Origin of the sequence: Streptomyces sp. NPDC096339 (assembly GCF_044762985.1) — a bacterium.
Lineage (GTDB): Bacteria > Actinomycetota > Actinomycetes > Streptomycetales > Streptomycetaceae > Streptomyces.
The window spans coordinates 139,664-164,016 of the sequence record NZ_JBIWFI010000006.1; the positions used below are offsets into that span (position 1 = coordinate 139,664).

The 24,353-nt window shown below is 73.1% G+C and carries 20 protein-coding genes; 6 read left to right on the forward strand and 14 right to left on the reverse strand.

The features are described from left to right. Window positions 1-12: 12 nt before the first annotated feature. From ACIQ5Y_RS12040 to ACIQ5Y_RS12070, 7 genes are all read right to left on the reverse strand, one after another. Window positions 13-936: a dihydrodipicolinate synthase family protein gene (locus ACIQ5Y_RS12040; protein WP_403878537.1), complete on the reverse strand. Its 924-nt coding sequence runs from the start codon at window positions 934-936 to the stop codon at window positions 13-15. Window positions 937-1,011: 75 nt separating this feature from the next. Then, window positions 1,012-2,460 (reverse strand): NAD(P)/FAD-dependent oxidoreductase, encoded by a 1,449-nt coding sequence (locus tag ACIQ5Y_RS12045; RefSeq protein WP_403878540.1) that lies wholly within the window; start codon window positions 2,458-2,460, stop codon window positions 1,012-1,014. Next, window positions 2,441-2,755 carry a (2Fe-2S)-binding protein gene (locus ACIQ5Y_RS12050; RefSeq protein ID WP_403878789.1) on the reverse strand — a complete coding sequence of 105 codons (315 nt, stop codon included), beginning with the start codon at window positions 2,753-2,755 and terminating at the stop codon, window positions 2,441-2,443. Before ACIQ5Y_RS12050 ends, ACIQ5Y_RS12045 begins: the two co-directional genes overlap by 20 nt. Before the next feature lie 199 nt (window positions 2,756-2,954). Next, window positions 2,955-4,094, reverse strand: a complete 1,140-nt coding sequence (locus tag ACIQ5Y_RS12055; RefSeq protein ID WP_403878543.1) for an NAD(P)/FAD-dependent oxidoreductase — start codon at window positions 4,092-4,094, stop codon at window positions 2,955-2,957. 91 nt (window positions 4,095-4,185) lie between these two features. Then, complete coding sequence (locus tag ACIQ5Y_RS12060; protein WP_403878546.1) at window positions 4,186-6,579, reverse strand: collagenase; 2,394 nt, start codon at window positions 6,577-6,579, stop codon at window positions 4,186-4,188. Between the two features lie 509 nt (window positions 6,580-7,088). Next, a complete protein-coding gene (locus ACIQ5Y_RS12065; RefSeq protein WP_403878549.1) occupies window positions 7,089-7,487 on the reverse strand; it encodes a RidA family protein in 399 nt (132 codons plus the stop codon). Beyond that, window positions 7,484-8,611, reverse strand: a complete 1,128-nt coding sequence (locus ACIQ5Y_RS12070) for an acyl-CoA dehydrogenase family protein (RefSeq protein WP_403878552.1) — start codon at window positions 8,609-8,611, stop codon at window positions 7,484-7,486. Before ACIQ5Y_RS12070 ends, ACIQ5Y_RS12065 begins: the two co-directional genes overlap by 4 nt. A 121-nt stretch (window positions 8,612-8,732) precedes the next feature. Between ACIQ5Y_RS12070 and ACIQ5Y_RS12075 the strand changes: the two genes are divergently transcribed. The 4 genes from ACIQ5Y_RS12075 (at window position 8,733) to ACIQ5Y_RS12090 (ending at window position 12,521) form a co-directional block, all read left to right on the forward strand. Next, complete coding sequence (locus ACIQ5Y_RS12075; protein ID WP_403878555.1) at window positions 8,733-10,361, forward strand: AMP-binding protein; 1,629 nt, start codon at window positions 8,733-8,735, stop codon at window positions 10,359-10,361. 4 nt (window positions 10,362-10,365) lie between these two features. Then, window positions 10,366-11,166: a PaaX family transcriptional regulator C-terminal domain-containing protein gene (locus ACIQ5Y_RS12080; protein WP_403878558.1), complete on the forward strand. Its 801-nt coding sequence runs from the start codon at window positions 10,366-10,368 to the stop codon at window positions 11,164-11,166. A gap of 84 nt (window positions 11,167-11,250) precedes the next feature. Beyond that, window positions 11,251-12,090, forward strand: coding sequence for a GNAT family N-acetyltransferase (locus ACIQ5Y_RS12085; RefSeq protein ID WP_403878561.1), 840 nt, complete (start codon window positions 11,251-11,253; stop codon window positions 12,088-12,090). Continuing rightward, a complete protein-coding gene (locus tag ACIQ5Y_RS12090) occupies window positions 12,087-12,521 on the forward strand; it encodes a hypothetical protein (RefSeq protein WP_403878564.1) in 435 nt (144 codons plus the stop codon). Before ACIQ5Y_RS12085 ends, ACIQ5Y_RS12090 begins: the two co-directional genes overlap by 4 nt. Window positions 12,522-12,531: 10 nt before the next feature. Here the strand turns inward: ACIQ5Y_RS12090 and ACIQ5Y_RS12095 are convergent, their stop codons facing one another. Both ACIQ5Y_RS12095 and ACIQ5Y_RS12100 read right to left on the reverse strand, forming a co-directional pair. Further along, window positions 12,532-14,766, reverse strand: coding sequence for a bifunctional salicylyl-CoA 5-hydroxylase/oxidoreductase (locus tag ACIQ5Y_RS12095; RefSeq protein ID WP_403878792.1), 2,235 nt, complete (start codon window positions 14,764-14,766; stop codon window positions 12,532-12,534). Window positions 14,767-14,771: 5 nt separating this feature from the next. Then, on the reverse strand, window positions 14,772-15,599 hold the full coding sequence (locus tag ACIQ5Y_RS12100; RefSeq protein WP_403878567.1) for an enoyl-CoA hydratase family protein: 828 nt from the start codon (window positions 15,597-15,599) through the stop codon (window positions 14,772-14,774). Window positions 15,600-15,820: 221 nt separating this feature from the next. On the opposite strand from ACIQ5Y_RS12100, the gene ACIQ5Y_RS12105 reads away from it, so the two are divergent. Continuing rightward, a complete protein-coding gene (locus tag ACIQ5Y_RS12105; RefSeq protein WP_403878570.1) occupies window positions 15,821-16,231 on the forward strand; it encodes an ATP-binding protein in 411 nt (136 codons plus the stop codon). 15 nt (window positions 16,232-16,246) lie between these two features. Here ACIQ5Y_RS12105 and argF read toward each other — a convergent pair whose 3' ends face one another. From argF to ACIQ5Y_RS12130, 5 genes are all read right to left on the reverse strand, one after another. Beyond that, complete coding sequence (argF, locus tag ACIQ5Y_RS12110; protein ID WP_403878573.1) at window positions 16,247-17,263, reverse strand: ornithine carbamoyltransferase; 1,017 nt, start codon at window positions 17,261-17,263, stop codon at window positions 16,247-16,249. Between the two features lie 146 nt (window positions 17,264-17,409). After that, the gene (locus tag ACIQ5Y_RS12115) at window positions 17,410-18,639 is read right to left on the reverse strand and encodes an arginine deiminase (RefSeq protein ID WP_403878576.1); all 1,230 of its coding nucleotides are present in this window, start codon (window positions 18,637-18,639) and stop codon (window positions 17,410-17,412) included. Between the two features lie 44 nt (window positions 18,640-18,683). Next, window positions 18,684-19,190 carry a hypothetical protein gene (locus ACIQ5Y_RS12120; protein WP_403878579.1) on the reverse strand — a complete coding sequence of 169 codons (507 nt, stop codon included), beginning with the start codon at window positions 19,188-19,190 and terminating at the stop codon, window positions 18,684-18,686. Between the two features lie 179 nt (window positions 19,191-19,369). Further along, complete coding sequence (locus ACIQ5Y_RS12125) at window positions 19,370-21,946, reverse strand: polynucleotide kinase-phosphatase (RefSeq protein WP_403878582.1); 2,577 nt, start codon at window positions 21,944-21,946, stop codon at window positions 19,370-19,372. Continuing rightward, window positions 21,943-23,415, reverse strand: a complete 1,473-nt coding sequence (locus ACIQ5Y_RS12130; RefSeq protein WP_403878585.1) for a 3' terminal RNA ribose 2'-O-methyltransferase Hen1 — start codon at window positions 23,413-23,415, stop codon at window positions 21,943-21,945. The genes ACIQ5Y_RS12125 and ACIQ5Y_RS12130 overlap by 4 nt, the downstream gene beginning before the upstream one ends. Window positions 23,416-23,572: 157 nt before the next feature. On the opposite strand from ACIQ5Y_RS12130, the gene ACIQ5Y_RS12135 reads away from it, so the two are divergent. Continuing rightward, the gene (locus ACIQ5Y_RS12135; RefSeq protein WP_403878588.1) at window positions 23,573-24,334 is read left to right on the forward strand and encodes an excalibur calcium-binding domain-containing protein; all 762 of its coding nucleotides are present in this window, start codon (window positions 23,573-23,575) and stop codon (window positions 24,332-24,334) included. Window positions 24,335-24,353 lie beyond the last annotated feature (19 nt).

Here is a 24,353-nt window from a genome sequence, read left to right on the forward strand (position 1 = left end):
CCCCCCGGAGTGTCAGTTGAGGCCCTCGGCGAGGGCCTTCTCGGTGGCGGCGCGGACGGCGGCCTCGGTCTCGCCGGTCAGCGGGAAGCGCGGCGGGCGGGTGGCGCCGCCGGGGCGGCCGGCCAGGTCCATGGAGAGCTTGATGGCCTGGACGAACTCGGTCTTGGAGTCCCAGCGCAGCAGGGAGTGCAGGGACTTGTAGAGCGGCAGGGCGGTGTCGAGGTCGCCGGAGACGGCGGCCCGGTAGAGGGTGGCGCAGGAGTTCGGGAGGGCGTTGGGGTAGCCGGCGATCCAGCCGACCGCGCCGGCGAGGGCGAGTTCGAGGAGGACGTCGTCGGCGCCGATGAGCAGGTCGAGGCCCGGGGCGAGTTCGGCGATCTCGTACGCGCGGCGCACGTCCCCGCTGAACTCCTTGACGGCGACGATGGAGCCGTCGGCGTACAGCCGGGCGAGCACGTCCGGGGTCAGGTCGACCTTGGTGTCGTGCGGGTTGTTGTACGCGACGACGGGCAGCCCGGCCCCGGCGACCTCGGCGTAGTGGGCGCGCACGGTCGCCTCGTCGGCCCGGAAGGCGTTGGGCGGCAGGAGCAGTACGGAGCCGGCCCCGGCCTCCGCCGCCTGGTCGGCCCAGCGGCGGGCTTCGGCACTGCCGTAGGCGGCGACACCGGGCATGACGCGGGCGCCGTCACCCGCGGCCTCGACGGCGGTGCGGACGACGCGGGCGCGCTCCTCATCGTTAAGGGTCTGGTACTCGCCGAGGGAGCCGTTGGGGACCACGCCGTCGCAGCCGTTGGCGATCAGCCAGGCCACGTGCTCGGCGTAGGCGTCGTAGTCGACGCCGAGGTCCTCGCGCAGGGGAAGCGCGGTGGCGACCATGATTCCGTGCCAGGGGCGGGTGCGGGGCGGGATGGACGCGGTGGTGTGCGCGTGGGTCATGGGTGAGCTCCTAGAGTGGTGTGTGACATTTTACTAGTGGGTGTGAGGCGGCCACAAGGCCCCGGAGGGGCCGGATCAGCCGTCGGCGGCGGGAAGTTCGGCGAGGTGGCGCAGCGGGACCGGGCACGAGAAGGGCCGCCGGTCGGGGGCGGGTTCCTCCCCGGCGAGGGCGGCGACGGCGGGCCCGCACATCCGGCCCTGGCACCAGCCCATGCCGGCCCGGGTGAGGAGTTTGACCGTACGGGCGTCCCGCGCGCCGAGCTCGTCCACCGCCTCGCGGATCCGGCCGGCCGGGACCTCCTCGCACCGGCACGCGAGGGCGTCGTCCGGGAGCCAACCGGTCCAGCCACCGCCCGGGCGGTGGGCGGCGGCCATCGCGTCGGCGAAGGCGCGCAGCCGGGCGCGGGAGCGGGTGAGACGGCGGAGGGCCTGGCCGCCGCGCGGGGCGTGCGCGAGGGAGGCCGCGATGGTGCGGGCGATGGAGCGGGCGGCCAGTTCGCCCTCCAGCAGGGCGAGCTGGGCCCCGCCGATGCCGCCGGTCTCGCCGGCCGACCAGACGCCGGGGACGGAGGTCCGCTGTTCGGCGTCGAGGTCGAGGGCGACCGTGCCGTCCGCGCTCCGGCGGGTGGCGCAGCCGAGGCCGGTGGCGAGTTCCAGCTGGGGGACGAGCCCGTGGCCCACGGCGAGGGCGTCGCAGGGGATCCGGCGGGAGGTGCCGGGCAGCGGGCGCCAGTCCCGGTCGAGTCGGGTCACGGTGACGGCCTCGACCCGGTCGGTGCCGTGCGCCTCGGTCACCGCGTGCCGGGTGAGGAGCCGGACGTGGTGCCTGGCGAGGGCCCCGCCGAAGGTCGCGGCCTCGGCGAGCTTGCCGGGGTTGCGCAGCAGGGTGGGGAGGTGGCCGGCGTACGCGGTGTACGCGCCGGCCTCCACCACGGCGGGGACGGTCGCTCCGGCGGCGGAGAGCGACCCGGCCACGGCGAGCAGCAGCGGGCCGCTCCCGGCGACGACCACCCGCTTGCCCGGGAGGACGAGCCCGGCCTTGAGCATGGCCTGGGCCCCGCCGGCCCCGACGACCCCGGGCAGGGTCCAGCCGGGGAAGGGGAGTTGGCGCTCGTAGGCGCCGGTGGCGAGGAGCACGGCGGTGGCGCGCACGCTTGCCGCTGTGTCCTCGGGCCCCGCAACGGCGTGCAGGTTCCACTCCGTGCCGGCCCCCGCGCCCGGGACGACCGTCCACACGTGGTGCAGCGGAAGGTACGTGATCCGCCCGGCCGAGACGTGGGCGCGCAGGGCGGCTTCGCGGCGGGCGAAGGCGGCCCAGCCGTGGTGCAGGGCCTCGGGGCGGGCGGCGCCCAGCCCGGGCGCGGGGTGGCGGTAGTACTGCCCGCCGGGCAGCTCCCCCGCGTCGAGCAGCGCGACCCGCAGCCCGAGCTCCGCGGCGGTGACGGCGGCCGCGAGCCCGGCGGGCCCGGCCCCGACGACGGCGAGGTCGGCCCGGTGCTCCGGCTCAGACGGCGAGGTCGGCATGGCCGGTTCCCTCCTGGGTGGTGACGGTGTCGCCCGCTCGGGCGGGGATCAGGCAGGCGCGCTGGTTCGGGCGGCCGTTGACGGTGACGAGGCAGTCGTAGCAGCTGCCGATCCCGCAGAACGCCCCGCGCGGGGCGCCGGTCTCGCGGGTGGTCCGCCAGGCGAGGATGCCGGCGGCCCACAGCACGGCGGCGATGGACTGCCCCGCCTGCGCCGGGAGTTCACGGCCGTCGAAGCCGATGGTGTACGTGGCCGACGGGGTGCCGCCGACCAGGGAGCGGGGGGTGCGCATCAGGGGGTCCTCCTCTGGGGGCCGGTGCCGGGTGCGCGCATTGCGGCCTCGCCGGCGTTTGAGGCGCGGGGTCCGGGGCGGAGCCCAACTTCTTTCAGCCCGTCCGGCGCTTGAGGACCGGGGCCCGGGGCGGAGCCCCGGTTTCGGGAAGGGGCGGGGTGGGGGAAAAGCCCCGCGCGGCGGCCCCCGAACGCAGCCCGGCTCACGTGAACCGCTCCGGACGGAACGGCGCGAGCGGAAGCACGGGTTCGGCCCCGGCGAGAACCGCCGCCACCAGCACCCCCGTCGCCGGGGCCAGGCCGATGCCCGCGCCCTCGTGCCCGCAGGCGTGCAGCAGCCCGGGGCGGCGGGGGTCCGGGCCGATCGCCGGGAGGTGGTCGGGGAGGTAGGGGCGGAAGCCGTGGTAGGTGCGCAGGACGCGTACGTCCGCGAGGACCGGGAAGAGGGCCGCCGCCTGGGAGGCGAGGCGGCGCAGGGCCTCCGTGGAGAGCGAGCGGTCGAAGCCGACGCGTTCGCGGGTGGCGCCGATCAGGACCGGGCCGGAGGGGGTGCCCTCCACCACGGCTGAGGACTGGAGCGAGGCGGAGCCGCTGGCCACGTCCGCGATGTAGTCGGCGGCGTAGACCTTGTGCCGGACCACCTTCGGCAGCGGTTCGGTCACCAGGACGAAACCGCGGCGCGGGAGGACCGGCATCTCCACACCGGCGAGTTCGGCGATGCGGCCGCCCCAGGTCCCGGCCGCGTTGACGACGGCGGGGGCGAGCAGGTCGCGGCGCGGGGTGCGGACGCCCCGTACGGCGCCCGAGGCGTCCAGCAGGACCTCGGTCACCTCCTCGCCGAGGTGGACCTCGGCGCCGGCGGCGGCCAGCAGGCGGGCCGCCGCCTGGGCGGGCTGGACCTGGGCGTCCTGGGGGTAGTGGAATCCGCCCGCGAGCCCGGGGGCGAGGTGGGGTTCCAGGTCGTGCAGGGCGTCCGCGGGCACCTCGACCGCCTCGACGCCCGCCTTGCGCTGGCCTTCGGCGAAGGTGCGCAGGGCGTCCACCGCGGCCGGGTCCGAGGCGACCACGAGGCCGCCCTTGGACTCGTACTCGATCTCCCGGGGGAGGGCGGCGGCGAGTTCGCGCCAGAGGCGGGTGGAGAGCAGGGCCAGATCGAGTTCCGGGCCGGCCTCCTTGTCGGAGACGAGCAGGTTGCCCTCGCCGGCGCCGGTCGTACCGCCCGCGACGGGGCCGCGGTCGACGACCGCCACGGAAAGTCCGGCGCGGGCCGCGTAGTAGGCGCAGGCCGCTCCGACGACGCCGGCGCCGATGATGACGGCGTCCAGGGAGTGTCTCTTGAGCACGACAGTAATATGTCACATTCTTCTGCGGCTGCCCAGGCCGGTCCCGTACCTTCCTCGGGGCACGGGACCGGTCCGGGCGGGCCGGTGCGGATCAGCTGCGGAGCGGGCCCTCGCAGCTGTAACTCGACGTGCCGGCGACCTTGTTGCTCCAGATCTCCAGCGGACCGAAGGAGCAGTTCATGTCGGCGAGGTTGTTGGAGGCCGCCCCCGCGCGGTCGAGGATGAAGTAGTCGACCGTCTCGGACATGTCCTTGAAGTTCTGGTCGTCGCTGCGCCAGTTCTTCAGGTTGGCGGTGATGCGCCCGGTACAGGTGAAGCGGCGCTTGCCGGGGTCCCCGTTCTCCACGCAGTCCGGGGTGTTGTAGGTGGCCGTCGCGAAGGCGGACTTCACGTTGGCGAGCGCGGAGTCGCGCAGCTGCTCGTTGGGGGTGAAGACGGTGTTCGGCACGTAGAGCTGGTCGACCTTGGCGATCTGCGCGTCCAGGAAGCGGTCGTAGTCGCGCTGGAGGTAGGCGTCCGCGCCCATCCGGTGGCGCCAGGCGTCGTACGCCGCCACGTCGTTGCCCCGCATGTGCGTGTACATCTCGCGCAGCAGCGAGGGCTTCTCGGTCCACAGGAACTCGAAGAACGTGCCGGCGTAGCTGTAGAAGCGGAAGCCGTCGACGTCGTAACGGGCGTTCAGCAGCTGCTCCACCGACATCCGGGGGCCGCCGCCGGCGGTGTCGTTGATGATGCTCTTGACCAGGGACTTGCGGACGGCGATGCCGTTGTCGCGGGTGGCGCCGTCGAAGAACTCGGCGGTGCCCTCGTCCATGGCGGTCGTGCGGTCGCCCTGGTACCAGTCGCCCTGGCCGAAGAAGCCGGGGACGGCGAAGCGCCCGTTGAGGTAGTGCGTGTACTCGTGGCGGAAGAGCTCTTCCAGGGTGAGGGAGGAGTCCTGCGGGACGCGGCGCTGGTAGGTGTAGAAGGTGGCGCCGTTCTCGATGTAGATGCCGCCGTTGTTGGTGCCGTAGCCGGTCAGGATCGGGTGGTAGTTCTCGTAGTCCGCCCGGGAGGCGTAGAGCACGATGTTCAGCGTGCTGTTGGGGTCTCCGGCTAGCGGCTGGTCGGTGCCCAGGACCCGGTGGAACTGCGTCTTGACCTGCTTGCTCGCGTAGTAGAGCTGGTCGACGGTGGCCCGGTCGAGGGCGGTGCGGACCTTGATGGCGCCGTTGTCGTAGGTGTAGGTGTACGGGAAGAGCTGCTTCTCGATGTCCTCCTTGCAGACCCCGTACGGCTTGCACGCGTTGTAGAAGTTGAGCCAGGAGACGACCTTGGCCCAGGGCTCGGTGCCCAGGCCGCTCTTGACCGGCTCCAGCATCGCGCCGAGGTCGGCGACGACCTGCTCCTGGAGGCCCGCGACCTGGCCGAAGCGGCCGTACTCGCCCAGGGCGTCGCGCGCCACCCAGGCGTTGGCCGTGCCCTTGAGGTGGGTGTAGGTCGCGAAGGCCTTGAACGTGGCCCGGTAGGCGGGGTCGGCGGCCACGGCCGCGTGGAAGGCGGCGTCCTGGTTGCCCGGGTAGACGCCGAGGTAGTTCACGGAGAGGGCGGCGAGGGCGGCGCCCGCCCAGCCGGCGTCGAGGTTGGTGGCCGGGTGGGCCGGGTCCATGGTGGCCAGGACCTTCTTGACGAGGCCGAGTTGGTGCTGGCGCAGGCCCGGCGCACTGCCCGCGTAGAGGGCCTCGCGCAGGGTGCGGGCGTTGGAGGCGGTCACGTCGAAGGTGCGGGCGGCGCCCCCGAAGTCGGCGATGGCCTGGCGCATGGCGTCCACGGTCGGGGCGTCGGTGACGTCGATCTCGGAGCGCGAGTAGTCGTGGTAGACGACCGCGTGCAGGTAGGTGAACATCTCCTCCAGGTGGGAGGAGTTACGGCCGTCGTGCGCGGCGGCCAGGCTGGATATCCGCCGGGAGACGGCCTGGACGTGGGCGTCCGACATCACCGGGGCCAGGCGCGCGTCCCAGGTCCATATGAGCCCGCGCAGACACCCGTCGGCCGTGACGGCCTGGTCGGCGAGGAAGTCGGCGAACTGCTCCGGGCCCAGGTTCTTGATCCCGTCGAGGGTGCAGGGGACGCCCGCGGCGACGCTCTTGGCGGTGGGGGCCGCCTGGGCGGTCGCCTTGCGGCTCTTCTCGCCGCGGTCGGAGGGCGCGGTGGTGGTGGCGGTGGCGGGGGTGGCGGCCCCGGGGACCTTCCCCGCGAGGTCCTTCCCACCGGGGGCCTGGGCCTCCGCCGGGGTGTCGGCCTTCGCGTCGGCGACGCGGTCGACCTCGTCGAACGGGTTCGCGGCCGGGGCCCCGCCGGAGAAGGTGCCGGAGGCGGCGCCGCCCGCGGCGGCGGCGCCCGCGCGGTCCGCGGCCTGGGTGACGGCCTGGCCCGCGGAGGCGAGGAGGGTGACCGCCACGGCGGAGGCGAGGAGGGTCGAACGCACGGTTTTGTGCTTGAACACCGAGGACTCCTGTGGGGAGAGAGGTGGGGGGTGGCGCGTGGGGGGTGGTACGTGGAATGCCCGGGCCAACTGCCCCGGGTCACACGGCGTTTGACGGGGATTAACGTGCCGCGGTGTGAGCTGTAACATAGTAATGTGAAATTGCACTGACAAGACCTGTGCGGCCATCAGTTCGCATCTTCTTGAGAGAACCCCCGCGACCGGAGCCCCCCTCGCCCTCGGAACGGGCGGTCATGACCGGCCCGGATCAGCCGAGTTGGCCGGATCGCGGAGTGCGGGAACCGTCGGCCGCGCCGCGGCCGGCCGGACGGCGACCGCTGCCGCTCAAGGCCCGGGAACGGGAGTACGACGCCCCGGGGCGGGCCGGCGGATCACCGCCGACCCGCACGAGGGCCGGGGTCGGGGCCCGGGTCGGGGCCGGGGCCCCGGGTCGGAGCCCGCGGCCCGGGTCGGAGCCCGCGGCCCGGGTCGGGGCCGGGGCCCGGGGCCGGGCCCGGGCCTGCCAGGCGCTACGGGAGGACCGCGAAGCCGTCGAGTTCGACCAGGGCCCGCTCGTCCCACAGGCGGACCGCGCCGATCACGGCCATCGCGGGATAGTCCCGGCCCGCCAACCTCCGCCAGATCCGCCCCAGTTCGGCCGCGTGCTCGCGGTACGCCGCCACGTCCACCGCGTACACCGTGACCCTGGCCAGGTCCGCCGGGGAGCCGCCCGCCGCCGCCAGGGCCGTCAGGAGGTTGGCCAGCGCCACCTCGAACTGCTCGGCCAGGCCCTCCCCCACCACCTTGCCCCCGCCGTCCAGCGCGGTCTGGCCGGCCAGGAACACCAGCCGCGAGCCGGTCGCCACCACCGCGTGGGAGAAGCCCGTCGCCGGGGAGAGCTCCGCCGGGTTGATCCGCTCCGGGCTCATCCGGCCGCCACCGCCCGGTAGAGCTCCTTCGCGATGATCGAACGCTGCACCTCGCTCGCCCCCTCGTAGATCCTCGGCGCCCGCACCTCCCGGTAGAGGTGTTCCAGCAGGTGCCCCCGCTGGAGCGCGACCGCGCCGTGCAGCTGCACCGCGTGGTCCACCACGTACTGGGCCGTCTCCGTCGCCAGCAGCTTCGCCATCGCCGCCCGGCGCGGTACGTCGCCCGCTCCCCCGTCGTGCGCCCCGGCGGCCGCGTACACCAGCAGCCGGGCCGCCTCCGTGCGGGTGGCCATCTCCGCCACCCGGTGCGCGACCGCCTGGAGGTCGCTCAGCGTCCCGCCGAAGGCGGTGCGGCCCGCCGTGTGGGCGAGGGTCGCGTCCAGCGCGGCCCGGGCCATGCCCACCGCGAAGGCGCCGACGCTGGGCCGGAAGAGGTTCAGGGTGTCCATCGCGACGCGGAAGCCCCGGCCGGGTTCACCGAGGAGGTCTTCCGGGCCGACCGGGACCGCGTCGAAGGCGAGGGCGCCGATGGGGTGCGGGGAGAGCATCTCCAGGGCCTCGCCGGAGAGTCCGGGCCGGTCGGCGGGGACCAGGAAGGCGGAGACCCCCTTCGACCCCGGCCCCTCACCCGTCCGGGCGAAGACGGTGTAGAAATCCGCCTCCGGGGCGTTGGAGATCCACCGCTTCTCGCCGCTCAGCACCCAGCCGCCCCCGGAATCCGGCGCCGCCGCCAGTTCCAGCGCCGCCGCGTCCGAGCCCGCGCCCGGCTCGCTCAGCGCGAACGCGGCCACCGCCCGCCCCGCGCGGACCCGCGGCAGCCACCGCTCGCGTTGTTCGGCGCTGCCCGCCCGCAGGACGGGATACGCGCCGAGTCCCTGGAGGGCGAGCGCCGTCTCGGCCTCCGTGCAACCGTAGGCGAGCGACTCCCGGAGCAGGCACAGCTCCAGCGCCCCGGCCGTGAACACCCGTTCCAGCAGGCCCAGCTCCCCCAGCGCCGCCAGCAGCGGCCGGTTGACCCGGCCCGGCTCCCCCTTCTCGGCCAGCGGCCGCAGCCGGTCGGCCGACAGTGCGCGCAACCGCCCGCACCACTCCTCCTGGTCCACCCCGAGCGCGAATCCGTTCATCCGAACATCCCCGCTTCTATCGCGTCCTGTTGACTGCCGTCACCATCACGATACGCTCGTGGCGGTGACCGCACGGCCCGCTCCACCCCACCCGGGACCGTCGCAAGGGGGCGAACCCGCCTTGGACCTGAAGCCTTCCGCTCACACCGACACTTTTGCCCGCGACCATCTGCCACCCGCGGACGCGTGGCCGGAACTCCTCTTCGAGCTGCCCGAACTGGCCTATCCGGACCGCCTCAACTGCGGGGCCGAGCTGCTCGACGCCACCATCGCCCGGTTCGGGCCCGAGGGGCCCGGCCGGCCCGCCTTCCGCAGCGGCCGCGGCGAGGTGTGGACGTACGGGGAACTGCGCGAGCGCGTGGACCGGCTCGCCCACGTGCTCACCGCCGACCTCGGCGTCGTCCCCGGCAACCGGGTGCTGCTGCGCGGGCCCACCGGCCCCTGGCTCGCCGCCTGCTGGCTCGCGGTGATGAAGGCGGGCGCGGTCGCGGTGACCGTACTGCCCCAGCAGCGCGCGCAGGAGCTGGCCACGGTGTGCTCGATGGCCCGCGTGCAGTTCGCGCTGTGCCACGCGGCCGTGCTGGACGACCTGGTCAAGGCGGAGGTGCCGGGGCTGCGGATCACCACGTACGGGGGCGGTGGCGAGGACGACCTGCTCCGGCTGGCCGAGAGACACGCGGAGCCCTTCGAGGCCGCCCCGACCTCCGCCGACGACGTGGCCCTGATCGCCTTCACCTCCGGCACCACGGGCCGGCCGAAGGGCTGCATGCACTTCCACCGCGACCTGCTCGCCGTGGCCGACACCTTCTCCCGGAGCGTGCTGCGCCCGCGCCCCGACGACGTCTTCGCGGGCAGCCCGCCCCTCGGCTTCACCTTCGGCCTCGGCGGGCTGGTCGTCTTCCCGCTGCGGGCCGGCGCCTCGGCGCTGCTGCTGGAGGACGCGGTGCCGCGCAGGCTGCTGCCCGCCCTCGCCGAACACCGGGTGACCGTGCTGTTCACGGCGCCCACCGCCTTCCGGGCGATGCTGGACGCGCTGGGCCCGTACCACGTGGGCATGTACGACCTCTCCGCGCTGCGTCGCTGCGTCTCGGCCGGGGAGAACCTGCCCGCCGCCACCTGGCAGGCCTGGTACGAGCGCACGGGCCTGCGGATCATCAACGGGATCGGGGCGACCGAGCTGCTGCACATCTTCATCTCGGCCGCCGACGAGGACATCCGGCCCGGCACCACGGGCCGGGTGGTACCGGGCTGGCAGGCGCGGGTGGTGGACGAGTCGGGCATGCCCGTCGCCGACGACGAGCCGGGGCTGCTGGCCGTACGCGGCCCGGTGGGCTGCCGCTACCTGGCCGACCCGCGCCAGGCGGAGTACGTACAGGGCGGCTGGAACCTCACCGGGGACACCTACGTCCGCGACCCGGAGGGCTACTTCCGCTACGTGGCCCGCGCCGACGACATGATCATCTCGTCGGGATACAACATCGCCGGCCCGGAGGTGGAGGAGGCCCTGCTGCGCCACCCGGACGTGGCCGAGGCCGCCGTGGTGGGCCGCCCGGACGAGCGACGCGGGCAGATCGTGGTGGCGTACACCGTGCCGCGTCAGGGCGCGACGCTGACCGAGGAGGCGCTGCGCGCCTTCATGCGGGCCGAGCTGGCCCCGCACAAGTGCCCGCGCGCCTTCGTCTTCCTCTCCGAGCTGCCCCGTACCGGGACCGGCAAGCTGCAACGCTTCCGGCTGCGCGATCTAGCATGAACCCGTGGTCGAGCAGCACACCCCGCGATCTCTGATCGTCACGTTCTACGGCGCCTACGGGCGGGCCTTCGAGGGGCCGGTCCCGGTGTCCGCGCTGATCCGCCTGCTGGGCGCGGCCGGCGTGGACGCCCCGTCGGTCCGCTCGTCGGTGTCCCGGCTGAAGCGGCGCGGCTTCCTGCTGCCCGAGCGCACCGCGGACGGCTCGGCCGCGTACGGGCTCTCCGAGGAGGCGCAGCAGCTGCTGGACGACGGGGACCGGCGCATCTACGGCACGCCGGAGCCCTCCGACGAGTGGCTGGTGGCGGTGTTCTCCGTGCCGGAGCAGGAGCGGAGCAAACGGCACCTGCTGCGCTCGCGGCTGGCCCGGCTGGGGTTCGGCACGGTGGCGCCGGGTGTGTGGATCGCCCCGGCCCGGCTCGCGGAGGAGACCGCGCACACGCTGGAGCGGCTGCGGCTGACGCCGTACGTGGAGCTGTTCCGCGGCGCCCACCTCGGTTTCGCCCCGACCGCGGAGGCGGTGGCCCGCTGGTGGGACCTGGCGGCCCTGGCCAAGCAGCACGAGGAGTTCCTGGACCGGCACGGACCTGCCCTGCGCGCCCTGGAATCGGGCCCGGAGCCGACCCCGGAGGAGGCCTACCGCGGCTATCTGCTCGCCCTGGACAGCTGGCGCCGGCTCCCGTACGCGGACCCGGGCCTGCCCCGCGACCTGCTTCCGGCGGACTGGCCGGGCGACCGCGCCGCGGCCGTCTTCGCCGAACTGCACGCACGCCTGCGGGACCGGGGCACGCTGTTCGCACGGCCGTGAGGACGGTGCACGCAACCATCGGTGCGGAAACAGGGGTGCGGAAATCCGAGTGCGGCCGGTCCGCGCGCCGCGCCAGGATGGGCCATGACTTGGACCTTCAGCTCCGACCTCGACGCCTACCTCGCCGCGACGGGCCCGGCGGTGGCCGCGCATCCCGTCTCCAACACCCTCCTGCTCACGGTCGCCGACGCGCTGGAACGGCGCGGGCCCCACGCCTACGGGTCCGCCGATCCGGTCTTCGGATGGTGGACCGGGGCCGACGGCACGGTCTCCGGGGCCCTGCTGTGCACCCCGCCCCATCCGCTGCAACTCGGCGCGCTGCCCGAGGAGGCCGTGCTCGCGCTCGCGTCCGCCCTGGGGACCGAGCCGCTGCTCGCCGGGGTGGACGGCATCAGCGCCCGGCGCCGCGACACGGACACCCTGACCGCCGCGTGGGGGCGCCCGACCCGCCTCTCCGAGGAGAACCGCCTCTACCGGCTGGCCGGGCTCGTCGACCCGGATCCCGCGCCCACCGGGCGGCCCAGGGTCGCCGCCGAGGAGGACCTCCCGCTGCTGCTGGAGTGGATCGAGGCCTTCCACGTGGAGGCCGGCATCCCCGGCGGGGCCTCCGAGGCGGCACTGCGCGACCGGATCTCCTACGGCGGCATCCTGCTCTGGGAGGATGCCGGGGTGCCCGTCTCCCTCGCCTCCTTCAGCCGCCCGATCGGCTCCGCGGCCCGCGTCGGCCCGGTCTACACCCCGCCCGCCGTCCGCGGCCGCGGCTACGCCGCCGGGGCCACGCACGCGGCGAGCGAGGCGGCGTACGCGGCCGGTGCCTCCGAGGTGGTCCTCTTCACGGACCTGGCGAACCCGACCAGCAACGGCGTCTACCTGCGCCTGGGCTACACCCCGGTCGAGGACCGCGTGGAGGTCGTCGTCACGTGAGCACGCCCGAGGAGAGCCCTGAGCCGAGCTGGGTGATCGCGGCCAACGTCGTCCGGTGGCGCCGCTACGGCGAGGGCGGCCAGGGGCAGCGACCCGGCACGAAGATGTTCGAGGGCGGCTCCAAGGTGTACCTCCTGAGCGGCTGGCGCGAGCAGTGCCCCGTGGTGGGCCGGCCCCGTCGCACCCGGCGCTACGTCGAGGCGTGGGCGTCGGTCCGCGACCTCCACACGTTCCGCCCGTACCTGGCTCGGGGACCCGCACTGCTCCGCACCGTCGACGAACGGGGCTTCATGCACAGGGAGGCCGCCGCCGACGCGGCGGCGTACCTGGAGCGGCCGGCCTGGGAGCCGCGCACGGAGTCCTGGCCCGACTGGCCGCATCCAGAGCCCTGCCACTGCCACGAGTGCCTCACGCTCGGCTCGGGCCGCTGACCGGCGGGGCTCAGCCCCGTCCCGTCGGCGGTTTGCGGCTGCCCGCGCGGTACGGCGCGGGCCAGGGTGCGGCCGGGCCCTCGTAGGACTGGTCGGCGGCGGCGTGCAGGGTCCAGTGCGGGTCGTAGAGGTGGGGGCGGCCCAGCGCGCAGAGGTCGGCGCGGCCCGCCAGGAGCAGGGAGTTGACGTCGTCCCAGGAGGAGATGGCGCCGACGGCGATGACGGGGACGCCGAGGGCGTTGCGGATCCGGTCGGCGTAGGGGGTCTGGTACGAGCGCCCGTACTCGGGGGTCTCGTCCGCGACCACCTGGCCGGTGGAGACGTCGATGGCGTCGGCTCCGTGCTCCACGAAGGCGGCGGCGATCCGCACCGCTTCCTCGGGGGTGGTGCCGCCGGGTGCCCAGTCGGTGGCGGAGAGGCGGACGGTCATCGGGCGGTCCTCGGGCCAGACGGCGCGGACCGCGTCGAAGACCTCCAGCGGGAAGCGCAGCCGGTTCTCCAGCGGCCCGCCGTAGGCGTCTTCGCGGTGGTTGGTCAGCGGGGAGAGGAACCCGGAGAGCAAGTAGCCGTGGGCGCAGTGCAGTTCCAGCAGGTCGAAGCCGCTGTCGGCGGCGCGGACGGCGGCGGCCGCGAACTCCGAGCGCAGTGCCGCCAGGTCCGCTTCGTCGAGGGCGCGCGGGGCGGCCGAGACGCCCGGCCGGTACGGCAGCGCGGAGGCGGCGACCAGCGGCCAGTTGCCGGCGGGGAGGGGGTCGTCCATGCCCTCCCACATGACCCGGGTCGAGCCCTTTCGGCCGGCGTGCCCGAGCTGGACGCCGAGCGCGGTGCCGGGGGCGGAGGTGTGGACGAAGTCGGCGATGCGATTCCAGGCGGTGGCCTGCTCCTGGGTCCAGAGGCCGGCGCAGCCGGGGGTGATGCGGCCCTCCTCGCTGACGCAGACCATCTCGGTCATCACGAGCCCCGCGCCGCCGAGGGCCCGGGCTCCGAGGTGGACGAGGTGGAAGTCCCCCGGCACGCCCCCGTCCGCGGAGTACATGTCCATCGGGGAGACGACGACCCGGTTGCGCAGGGTCAGGCCGCGCAGCCGCAGCGGGGTGAACATCGGCGGGGTGTTCTCGTCCGGGCAGCCGAAGTCCCGTTCCACGGCGCGGGTGAACCGCTCGTCGCGCAGCCGCAGGTTGTCGTGGGTGACGCGGCGGCTGCGGGTGAGGAGGTTGAAGGCGAACTGGCGGGCGGGCTGGTCGACGTACCCCTCGATCTCCTCGAACCAGCGCATGCTGGCGGCGGCCGCGCGCTGGGTGCTCGCGACGGCGGGGCGCCGCTCGGCCTCGTAGGCGGCGAGGGCGTCGGGCACCTCGGGGTGTGCGCGCACGGCTTCGGCGAGGGCGAGGGCGTCCTCCACGGCGAGTTTGGTGCCGGAGCCGATGGAGAAGTGCGCGGTGTGCGCCGCGTCGCCGAGCAGGACCACATTGCCGTGCGACCAGTGCTCGTTGACGACGGTGCGAAACCGCGTCCACGCGGAGCGGTTCCCGCGCAGCGGCCGCCCGTGCAGGGCCTCGCTGAACGTCTTGGCGCAGCGGGCGGCGGACTCGGTCTCGTCGCACAGGTCGAAACCGGCGGCCCGCCACACCTCGTCGCGCATCTCGACGATGACCGTGGAGGAGTCGGCCGCGTAGGGGTAGGCGTGCAGCTGCATGACCCCGTGCTCGGTCTCGGCGATCTCGAAGCGGAAGGACTCGAAGGCGAAATCGGCGGCGAGCCAGATGTACCGGCAGCGCCCGGGCGTCACGGACGGCCGGTAGTGCGCCGCCCCGGCCTCGCGGACGGCGCTGTGCACGCCGTCGGCCGCGACCACCAGGTCGTACGAGGCGGAGAGCGTTCCGGGGTCGGGGGCCGCCGTCCGGAACCGGAGCCGGACGCCGAGCCCAGCGCAGCGTTCGTGCAGGATCTCCAGCAGCCGGCGCCGGCCGATGGCGGCGAAGCCGTGGCCGCCGGAGGTCAGCAGCCGGCCCCGGTGCACGATGTCCACGTCGTCCCAGCGCACGAACTCCGCGCCGAGGGCGGCGTGCACGACGGTGTCCGCCCGCTCGATGCCGCCGAGGGTCTCGTCGGAGAGGACGACGCCGAAGCCGAAGGTGTCGTCGGGTGCGCCCCGCTCCCAGAGCTCGACGGTGTGACCCTGCCGGGCCAGCAGGGCGGCCGCGTAGAGGCCACCGGGTCCCCCGCCGACGACCGCCACCCGCATGGCGGTTACCTGCCCTGCCACTGCGGCGGCCGCTTCCCGGTGAAGGCGGCGTGGAACTCGGCGTAGTCCCGGCCGTTCATCAGCAGGGCCTGGGTGGCGGCGTCCAGCTCCACGGAAGCGGCCAGCGGCATGTCGAGTTCGGCGGTGAGCAGGGCCTTGGTCTGCGCGTAGGCGAGTACGGGGCCCGCGGCCAGGTGATGGGCGAGCTCGTCCGCCCGTACGAGCGACTTGCCCTCCTCGGTGAGCTCGCTGAGCAGGCCGATCCGTTCGGCCTCGGCGGCGCGTACGGGCTCTCCGAGCATCAGCAGCCGGGTGGCGTGGCCGAGGCCGACGACGCGGGGCAGCAGGTAGGCGGCGCCCATGTCGCCGCCGGAGAGGCCGACGCGGGTGAAGAGGAAGGCGAACCGGGCGGTGGGGTCGGCGATGCGGAAGTCCGCGGCGAGCGCGAGGACGGCGCCGGCTCCGGCTGCCACCCCGTGTACGGCTGCGATGACCGGGAAGGGGCATTCGCGGATGGCGCGTACGACCTGACCGGTCATCCGGTTGAAGTCGAGCAACTGGGAGGTGTCCATGGCGAGGGTGGCGCCGATGATCTCGTCCACGTCTCCGCCGGAGCAGAAGCCGCGCCCCTCTCCGCCGAGCACGAGGGCGCGCACGGAGCGGTCGCGGGAGAGTTCGGCGAGCAGATCGCGCAGGTCGGCGTAGGCGCCGAAGGTGAGCGCGTTCAGCTTCTCGGGGCGGTCGAAGGTGACGGTGGCGACGCCGTCCTGCCGGGTCAGCCGGAGGTGGTGCCACCGTTCGGTCGCTGCTGTGGAACCGGTGAAGGGGCTCACGCTCTCGACGGTATCACCGGATCCTGACTACCGTCATAGAAACGCGACACGCGACCGCGCGCGTTCGCCCATCCGGGCGCCACGCCGACCATGGACGCCATTGGTCCAACCTCTTGGCGACCAAGGTCCCCCGCCGTTCCGCCGGGGTGCCCTACAGGAACAGATTTCAACTTCGTATCGTTGAATTCAGTACCTACTGACCACGGAAGGACGGTGCCGCGTTGCACGACCCCTCCGCCTGGCGGATCGCCCTGCCGCACACGGCGGCCGCCGTACCCATGGCCCGCGCGCTCGTCCGCACCGCGCTGGCCGAGATCGAGAGGCCTGCGGACAGCGACACGGCGGAGCTGCTGACGGCGGAGCTGGTCGCCAACGCCGTGGAGCACACCGACAGCGGCGTCCCGATCGAACTGGTCGTGGAACTGCTGGCGAACGGCTGCCAGGTCGAGGTCCACGACGGCGATCCGCAGCCGCCCGGCGACCTGACGGCCCGCCCGGACGGACACCACCCCGACCCCTGGCAGGAGCACGGCCGCGGGCTGCTGCTGATCCGCGCCCTCAGCTCCGCCTGCGGCCACCGCCGCACCGCGCGGGGCAAGGCGGTGTGGTTCACCCTGCCCGCGCGCGTATGACTATGCGTCGGATGACTATGCGTCGGACTTCGGCTTCGCCAGCGTCGCCACGAGTACGGCCTTGATGGTGTGCAGCCGGTTCTCGGCCTCGTCGAAGACGATGGAGTACTCCGACTCGAACACCTCGTCCGTCACCTCGAGCGATTCCAGCCCGTGGCTCTCGTGGATCTCCCGGGCCACCTTGGTGCCGAGGTCGTGGAAGGCCGGCAGGCAGTGCATGAACTTCACGTCCGGGTTCCCGGTGGCCCGCAGCACGTCCATGGTGACGGCGTACGGGGACAGGGCGGCGATCCGCTCGTCCCAGACCTCCTTGGGCTCACCCATCGAAACCCAGATGTCCGTCAGGACGAAGTCGGCCTGGGCGACGCCCTCCGCGATCTCCTCGGTCAGGGTGATCCGCGCACCGCTCTCCGCCGCAAGCCTGCGCGCCTGGGCCACCACCGGCTCGGTCGGCCAGTAGGCCTTCGGCGCGACGATCCGTACGTCCATGCCCAGCAGCGCGCCCGTCACCAGGTAGGAGTTGCCCATGTTGAAGCGGGCGTCACCGAGGTAGGCGAAGGAGATCCGCTCCAGCGGCTTGGCGCTGTGCTCGGTCATGGTGAGGACGTCGGCCAGCATCTGGGTGGGGTGCCAGTCGTCGGTGAGGCCGTTGAAGACGGGCACGCCGGAGTAGGCGGCGAGCTCCTCCACGGTGTCCTGGCTGTCACCCCGGTACTCGATCGCGTCGAACATCCGGCCCAGCACCCGGGCGGTGTCCTTGACCGACTCCTTGTGGCCCATCTGGGAGCCGGAGGGGTCGAGGTAGGTGGTGTGGGCGCCCTGGTCGGCGGCGGCGACCTCGAAGGCGCAGCGGGTGCGCGTCGAGGTCTTCTCGAAGATCAGGCCGATGTTCCTGCCCTTGAGCTGACGCTGCTCGATCCCGGCCTTCTTGGCCGCCTTCAGGTCGGCGGCGAGCTCGACCAGGCCGCGGAACTCGGCGGCGGTGAAGTCGAGCTCCTTGAGGAAACTGCGGCCGGTGAGGTCGGTGGCCATGGGGTCGCTCCAGCGTCACGGTGACAGGGGATGTTGGAAGTCTATACGATGCTCTGCATTGATATACAGAAACGTGATCGCTGCCTCACGAAGTGGTGGAGCCGGCGAGCCATGGGGCCGCGCGGCCACGGAGCCGCCGGGCCGGTCTAGGCCACGGCGTCGCGTTCGACCGGGCAGCTCATGCAGCGCGGCCCACCGCGGCCCCGGCCCAGCTCGCTGCCCGGGATCTCGATGACCTCGATGCCCTCCTTGCGCAGGTGGGTGTTGGTGGTCACGTTCCGCTCGTAGGCGACGACCACCCCCGGCTCCACGGCCAGTACGTTGCACCCGTCGTCCCACTGTTCGCGCTCCGCCGAGTGCACGTCCTGGGTCGCGGTCAGCACCCGGATGGAGTCCAGGCCCAGGGCCGCCGCGATCGCCCGGTGCATGTGCTCCGCCGGATGGTCGGTCACCTTCAGCTCGCCCGGACCGTCGCCCGGCTCGATCGTGTAGGAGCGGAGCATGCCGAGCCCCGCGTACTGGGTGAACGTATCTCCGTCGACCATGGTCATCACGGTGTCCAGGTGCATGAAGGCCCGCCGCTTCGGCATGTCGAGGGCCACGATGCTGCGCGCCGAACCGGCGGCGAACAGGCCCCGCGCCAGCATCTCCACCGCCTGCGGGGTGGTCCGCTCGCTCATCCCGATCAGCACCGCCCCGTTGCCGATGACCAGCACGTCGCCGCCCTCGATGGTCGAGGGGTAGTCCGTCTGCCCCTGTGACCAGTAGTGGAAGGCCCCGGAGGAGGTGAAGAGCGGATGGTGCCTGTAGATCGCCTCGAAGTGGACGGTCTCCCGCTGCCGGGCCGGCCAGCGCATCGCGTTGATGGACACGCCGTCGTAGATCCAGGCCGAGGTGTCCCGGGTGAAGAGGTGGTTGGGCAGCGGCCCCAGCAGGAAGCCGTCCAGGTCCAGCGCGTGGAAGCGCACCGACAGCGGCTCGGCGTGCCGCTCCAGGTACTCGCGCTTGGTCATCCCGCCGACCAGCGCCTCCGCCAGTTCGACCGAGGACAGTGCGTCGAAGTCCGACCTCAGGTGATCGGTGGCGAGCGGCCCGTACTCCTTCTCGTCGAAGACCCGGTCCAGTACGAGATGTCTCGCCTCCGGGATGTCCAGGGACTCGACCAGCAGATCGCCGAAGAGGTGGACCGCGACACCCCGGTCGCGCAGCACGTCCGCGAAACCGTCGTGCTCCTGGCGGGCCCGGCGCACCCACAGCACGTCGTCGAAGAGGAGCGCGTCCTTGTTGCTCGGTGTGAGCCGCTTCAGCTCCAGGTCGGGCCGGTGGAGGATGACGCGGCGAAGCCGCCCGGTCTCGGAGTCGACATGGAATCCCATGCCGTACACGTTCCCAGACGGGGCGGCTTTGACCCGGCGTCCGCTCAGCGGGCCGGGGTGAGGCCGAGAAGCGCCGTCGGCGCGCCGACGAGCTCCGGGGCGACCACGCCCAGCTTGGGCAGCGTGACGTCCGGCAGACCGTAGTTGGCGGCGTTCGGCATCGTCAGCGGGGAGCCGACGACCGCGCCGGGGGTGTGGGCGCGCATGTCCGTGTCCGGGGCCGTCAGGGAGCCCTCGCCGTCCGTCGCCGGGTCGCCCAGCAGGTTCGGCACCGGCGTGGAGACGAGCGTGCGGCCGAGCTCGGTGCTGAGCGGGACGGTCGGGAGCAGTGGGGTCGGAAGCATGTCCCCCATGTGCTGGACCGGCGCCTCGGGCGCTCCGACGACCGGCACCGGGATCCCGGTGGCCACGCGCGGGGTGTCCACGCCCAGCGTGGTCTTCACGGCGTCCAGGGGGACACCGACCGGCACCGAGTCGGCGACGGCCGGGGTGGCAGCGCCGGCCGCCGCCATACAGGTCATGAGCGCCGCAATGCTTCCGCGCGCGGTCATCTTCATAGGTGACGTTCCGTCCTTCCAGGGTCGCGGACACTCCGCTGCCCTGGATGAACGATCCCGCCGGGCGGGTTCCCTGCGTTCGGGGCGAAAGTTCCCCCATACGACCTAAAGAGGGGCCGCCCGGAGGTCTCGGCTTGACGCCCCGGGCGGCTGTCGGCATATGCCCTCCGGTGTCAGAGCCGGGGGTCGACCGGCTCCGATTCGAGGGCCAGCACCGCGAAGACCGCTTCGTGCACCCGCCACAGCGGCTCCTCGGCGGCCAGCCGGTCCAGCGCCTCCAGACCGAGCGCGTACTCGCGCAGCGCAAGGGAGCGCTTGTGCCCGAGGAAGCGCTGGCGCAGCCGCTCCAGGTGGTCCGGACGGGTGTACTCCGGGCCGTAGATGATCCGCAGGTACTCGCGGCCCCGCACCTTGACGCCGGGCTGCACGAGGCGGCCCTTGGCGTCCCGGGCGTAGGCCTGGAGCGGCTTGACGACCATGCCCTCGCCGCCGGCGGCCGTCAGTTCCAGCCACCAGTCGGTGCCGGCCCGTACGGAGGCCTCGTCCGCGGTGTCCACGAGGATCCGGCCGGTGCGGCGCAGCAGCCCGGTGCCCGCGGCCTCGTCGGCGGCGACCAGCCGGTCCAGCCAGAACAGCTGCTCGTCGTGGGGTACGGCGGCCAGCGAACGCCCGGCCGCCGCCAGCAGCTGGAACGGCGCGAACCGTACGCCGTCCAGCCCGTCGGTGGTCCAGCAGTAGCGCCGGTACGCCTCGGTGAACGCGGCGGCGTCGGCGGCCCGGCCGCGCTGGCGCTCCAGCAGCTCACCGGTGTCGATGCCGCGGGCTGCGGCCGCCTCCAGCGCGGCGAGCGCACCCGGGAAGACGGCGCCGGAGGCCGCGCCCACGGCGGCGTACTGGTTGCGCAGCAGGCCGGTGGACTTCAGCGACCAGGGCAGCAGTTCCCCGTCGATCAGCAGCCAGTCCGTGCCGAGCTCCTCCCAGAGACCGGCGTCGGTGACGGCCGAGCGGAGCCGGGTCAGGACCTCCTCGGTGACCTCCGGGTCCTTGAAGAAGGGCCGGCCGGTGCGGGTGTAGACGGAGCCGGTGGGCCCGTCCACGCCGAACCGCTCGCGGGCCGCGTCGGTGTCCTTGCAGACCAGGACGGTGGCGCGGGAGCCCATGTGCTTCTCCTCGCACACGACCTGGGCGATGCCGTCCTTGCGGTACTGGGCGAAGGCCTCGGCCGGGTGCTCCAGGTAGCCCTCCTCCCGCGAGGTCTCGGTCGGCGCCATGGTCGGAGGCAGGTACGGCACGAGGCGCGGGTCCACCGCGAAGCGGCTCATGACCTCCAGGGCGGCGGCCGCGTTCTCCTCGCGCACGTTGACGTTGCCGAGGTGCCGGGTCTCGACGACCCGGCGTCCCTGTACGTCGGCCAGGTCGAGCGGGCGCCCGTCGTGCCCGCCGGGCGCCTCTGCGGCGAGCGGCTTGACCGGCTCGTACCAGACCTTCTCCGCCGGCACGTCGACCAGTTCGCGCTCGGGCCAGCGCAGGGCGGTCATCTTCCCGCCGAACACCGCGCCGGTGTCCAGGCAGATGGTGTTGTTGATCCACGCGGTGTTGGGGACCGGGGTGTGGCCGTAGACCACGACGGCCTTGCCGCGGTAATCCTCGGCCCACGGGTAGCGCACGGGCAGGCCGAACTCGTCCGTCTCGCCGGTGGTGTCCCCGTACAGGGCGTGCGAGCGGACCCGGCCGGAGGTGCGACCGTGGTACTTCTCGGGCAGGCCCGCGTGGCAGACCACCAGCTTGCCGTCGTCGAGCACGTAGTGGCTGACGAGGCCGCGGATGAACTCCCGCACCTCCCGTACGAACTCCTCCGGCTCCTTCTCCAGCTGCTCGATGGTCTCGGCGAGCCCGTGGGTCCGCTGGACCTTGGAGCCCTTGAGGTGACGGCCGAGCTTGTTCTCGTGGTTCCCGGGCACGCACAGGGCGTTGCCGGACTTCACCATGCCCATGACGCGGCGCAGGACGCCCGGGCTGTCGGGACCGCGGTCGACGAGGTCGCCGACGAAGACGGCGGTGCGGCCCTCGGGGTGGACGCCGTCCTCGTAGCCGAGCTTGGCGAGGAGAGTCTCCAGCTCGGAGGAGCAGCCGTGGATGTCACCGACGATGTCGAAGGGGCCGGTGAGGTGGGTGAGGTCGTTGAAGCGCTTCTCCAGCACCACCTCGGCGCTCTCGGCCTCTTCGACGGAGCGCAGCACGTGGACCCTGCGGAATCCCTCGCGCTCCAGACCGCGCAGGGAGCGCCGCAGGTCGCGGCGGTGGCGCTGGATGACGGCGCGGGGCAGTCCGGCCCGGTCGGGGCGGGCCGCGTTGCGCTCGGCGCAGACCTCTTCGGGCATGTCGAGCACGATGGCGATGGGCAGTACGTCGTGCTCGCGGGCGAGCCGGACCAGGCCGCGGCGGGCCTCGGCCTGGACGCTCGTCGCGTCGACGACGGTCAGGCGCCCCGCCGCCAGCCTCTTGCCCGCGATGAAGTGCAGGACGTCGAAGGCGTCCCGGCTGACGCTCTGGTCGTTCTCGTCGTCGGAGACGAGCCCCCGGCAGTAGTCGGAGGAGATGACCTCGGTCGGCTTGAAGTGCTTGCGGGCGAAGGTGGACTTGCCCGATCCGGTGGCTCCGATCAGGACGACGAGGGACAGATCGGTGACGGGAAGTACGCGGTGCTTCTCGGTCTCGGTGCTGATGTCGGTATCGGTCTCGGTGGTCATGCTGCCTCGCCCTCCTTCGGGGTCTCGGTGGTGGTGTCGGTCTGGGTGAAGACGGCCATCTGGGTCGGTGGCCCGACCTCGGGGTCGTCGTCGCCCACGGCGACGAACTCGACGCCGTAGCCGTGCCGGTTCGCGACGCCGTCGGCCCAGGCGCGGAATTCCTCGCGGGTCCACTCGAAGCGGTGGTCGCCGTGGCGGACCTGCCCGGCGGGCAGCGTCTCCCAGCGGACGTTGTACTCGACGTTCGGAGTGGTGACGAGAACGGTCCGGGGGCGGGCCGAGCCGAACACCGCGTACTCCAGGGCGGGCAGCCGCTCCGGGTCCAGGTGCTCGATGACCTCGCTCAGCACGGCCGCGTCGTAGCCGGCCAGCCGCTTGTCGGTGTAGGCGAGCGAACCCTGCATGAGCGTGACGCGCGAGCTCTGCCGCTCCCCCATCCGCTCCAGCCGCAGCCGCTTGGCGGCCAGGTTCAGGGCGCGCACGGACACGTCCATGCCGACGATCTCGGTGAACGACACCTCCTTGAGGAGGGCCTGCACCAGCTGCCCCTGTCCGCAGCCGAGATCGAGGACGCGTGCGGCGCCCGCGGCCCGCAGCGCGGCGAGGATCGCCTCGCGCCGCTGCACGGCGAGCGGCACGGACCGCTCCGCGATCTCGTCGTCGACCGCGTTGTCGAGCTCCTCGACCTCGCTGCCGTCGGACTCGGCGAGGCGTACCAGCTCCAGCCGCTCCAGCGCGTCCTGGGTCAGCCGCTTGTGACGGGCCAGGTAGCGGGAGCTGATCAGCCCGTGCTCGGGGTGGGAGGCGAGCCAGCCGTCCCCGGCGCGCAGCAGCTTGTCGACCTCGTCGGGTGCGATCCAGTAGTGCTTGGCGTCGTCGAGGACGGGCAGCAGCACGTACAGCTGGCGCAGGGCGTCGGCGAGCCGGAGCTCGCCCTCCAGTACGAGGCGCACGTACCGGGAGTCCCCCCACTCGGGGAACCGCTCGTCGAGCGGTACGGGCTCCACGGTGACGAGGTCCCAGCCCAGCGGGTCGAACAGCCGGTGCACGAGCGCCGCTCCGCCGCGTGCGGGCAGTACGGGGATCTCGACGCGCAGCGGCCGCTTCTCCTCGGGCAGCTCGGGCCGCGCGGCGCACTGACCCTTCAGCGCGCTGCGGAACACCCCGCTGAGCGCGACGGCGAGCAGCGAGGAGGCGGCGTACGGGCGGTCGTTCACGTACTGCGCGAGCGCCGCGTCGGGAGCCCCGCCCCGCCCCTTGCCCTGCCCGCGCCGCACGAGCGCGACGGGATCCACCTCCAGCAGCAGGGCCGCCGTGCACCGCTCGGCCGTGGCCTCGGGATAGAACACGTGGGCGGTGCCGTGGGAGGTGGAGAACGCCTGGGTCTTCCCGGGATGCTTGTGCAGCAGGAAGCCCAGGTCGGTCGCGGGTCGTTCAGGGGTACCGGTGGTGGAGATCGTCAGGAACACACGTCCGAGTATGGGTGGGCGCACGAGGCCCGGCCAACGTGTTTTCCGGGAAGTCCGCAGGTGAGGGACTTCCTCGTTTCACATACAAGAGCCGGCACAGTTTGACATTCTGCTCGGGTTTGAACATTCGTTCGCTTTCCGGCAGATCTGGAGCACCGTGTACCAGCAGTACCAGCAACCCCACTCCTACGCCCCCCAACCCTTAAGACGTTGGTGGCAACATCCGGCGCTGATCATCACCGCCCTGATCCTCCTGCCCCCGGCGGGGATCGCACTGGCCTGGACGAGCCGGTGGGACCAGAAGAAGAAGATCATCGCCACTGTCCTGTCGGGGGTGTGGTTCCTGGTGATCCTGCTGACCCCGGATTCGGCGAAGAAGTCGGGCGACGACGCCAAGTCCCCGGCCGCCGTCACGACGACGGCCGCGCCCCAGTCCTCGGCGGCCTCAGCGGCCCCCGCCTCCGCGATGCCCGACGTCGTCGGCACTCCCTTCGCCGGGGCCGAGAAGGCCGTGGAAGCCCTGGTCGACACCGAGTTGACCGCCCTCAGCGCGTACGCGGACGTGACGCTGCCGGCCGACCACACGACGTGGGTCGTGTGCTTCCAGGAGCCTGCGGCGGGTGCTGCGCTCGCATCGAAGTCCGTCCCGGCGAGCGTCCACCTCGTCGCGGCCGGTACGACGTGCCCGGCCGAGAAGGGCACCTCCCTGAAACCGAAGTCCACTCCCAAGGCCACGCCCACCCCCACGCCCAAGCCCACGGTGGACGAGGACGCCTCGAGCAGCGGCGGCGGAGGCAGCGTCTCCTACAGCAACTGCGCCGCGGTGAAGGCCGCCGGCAAAGCCCCCATCCGCCGCGGCGACCCGGGCTACGGTCGACACCTCGACAAAGACGGCGACGGCATCGCCTGCGAACGCTAGGGGGTCAGCGGGGCCAGGC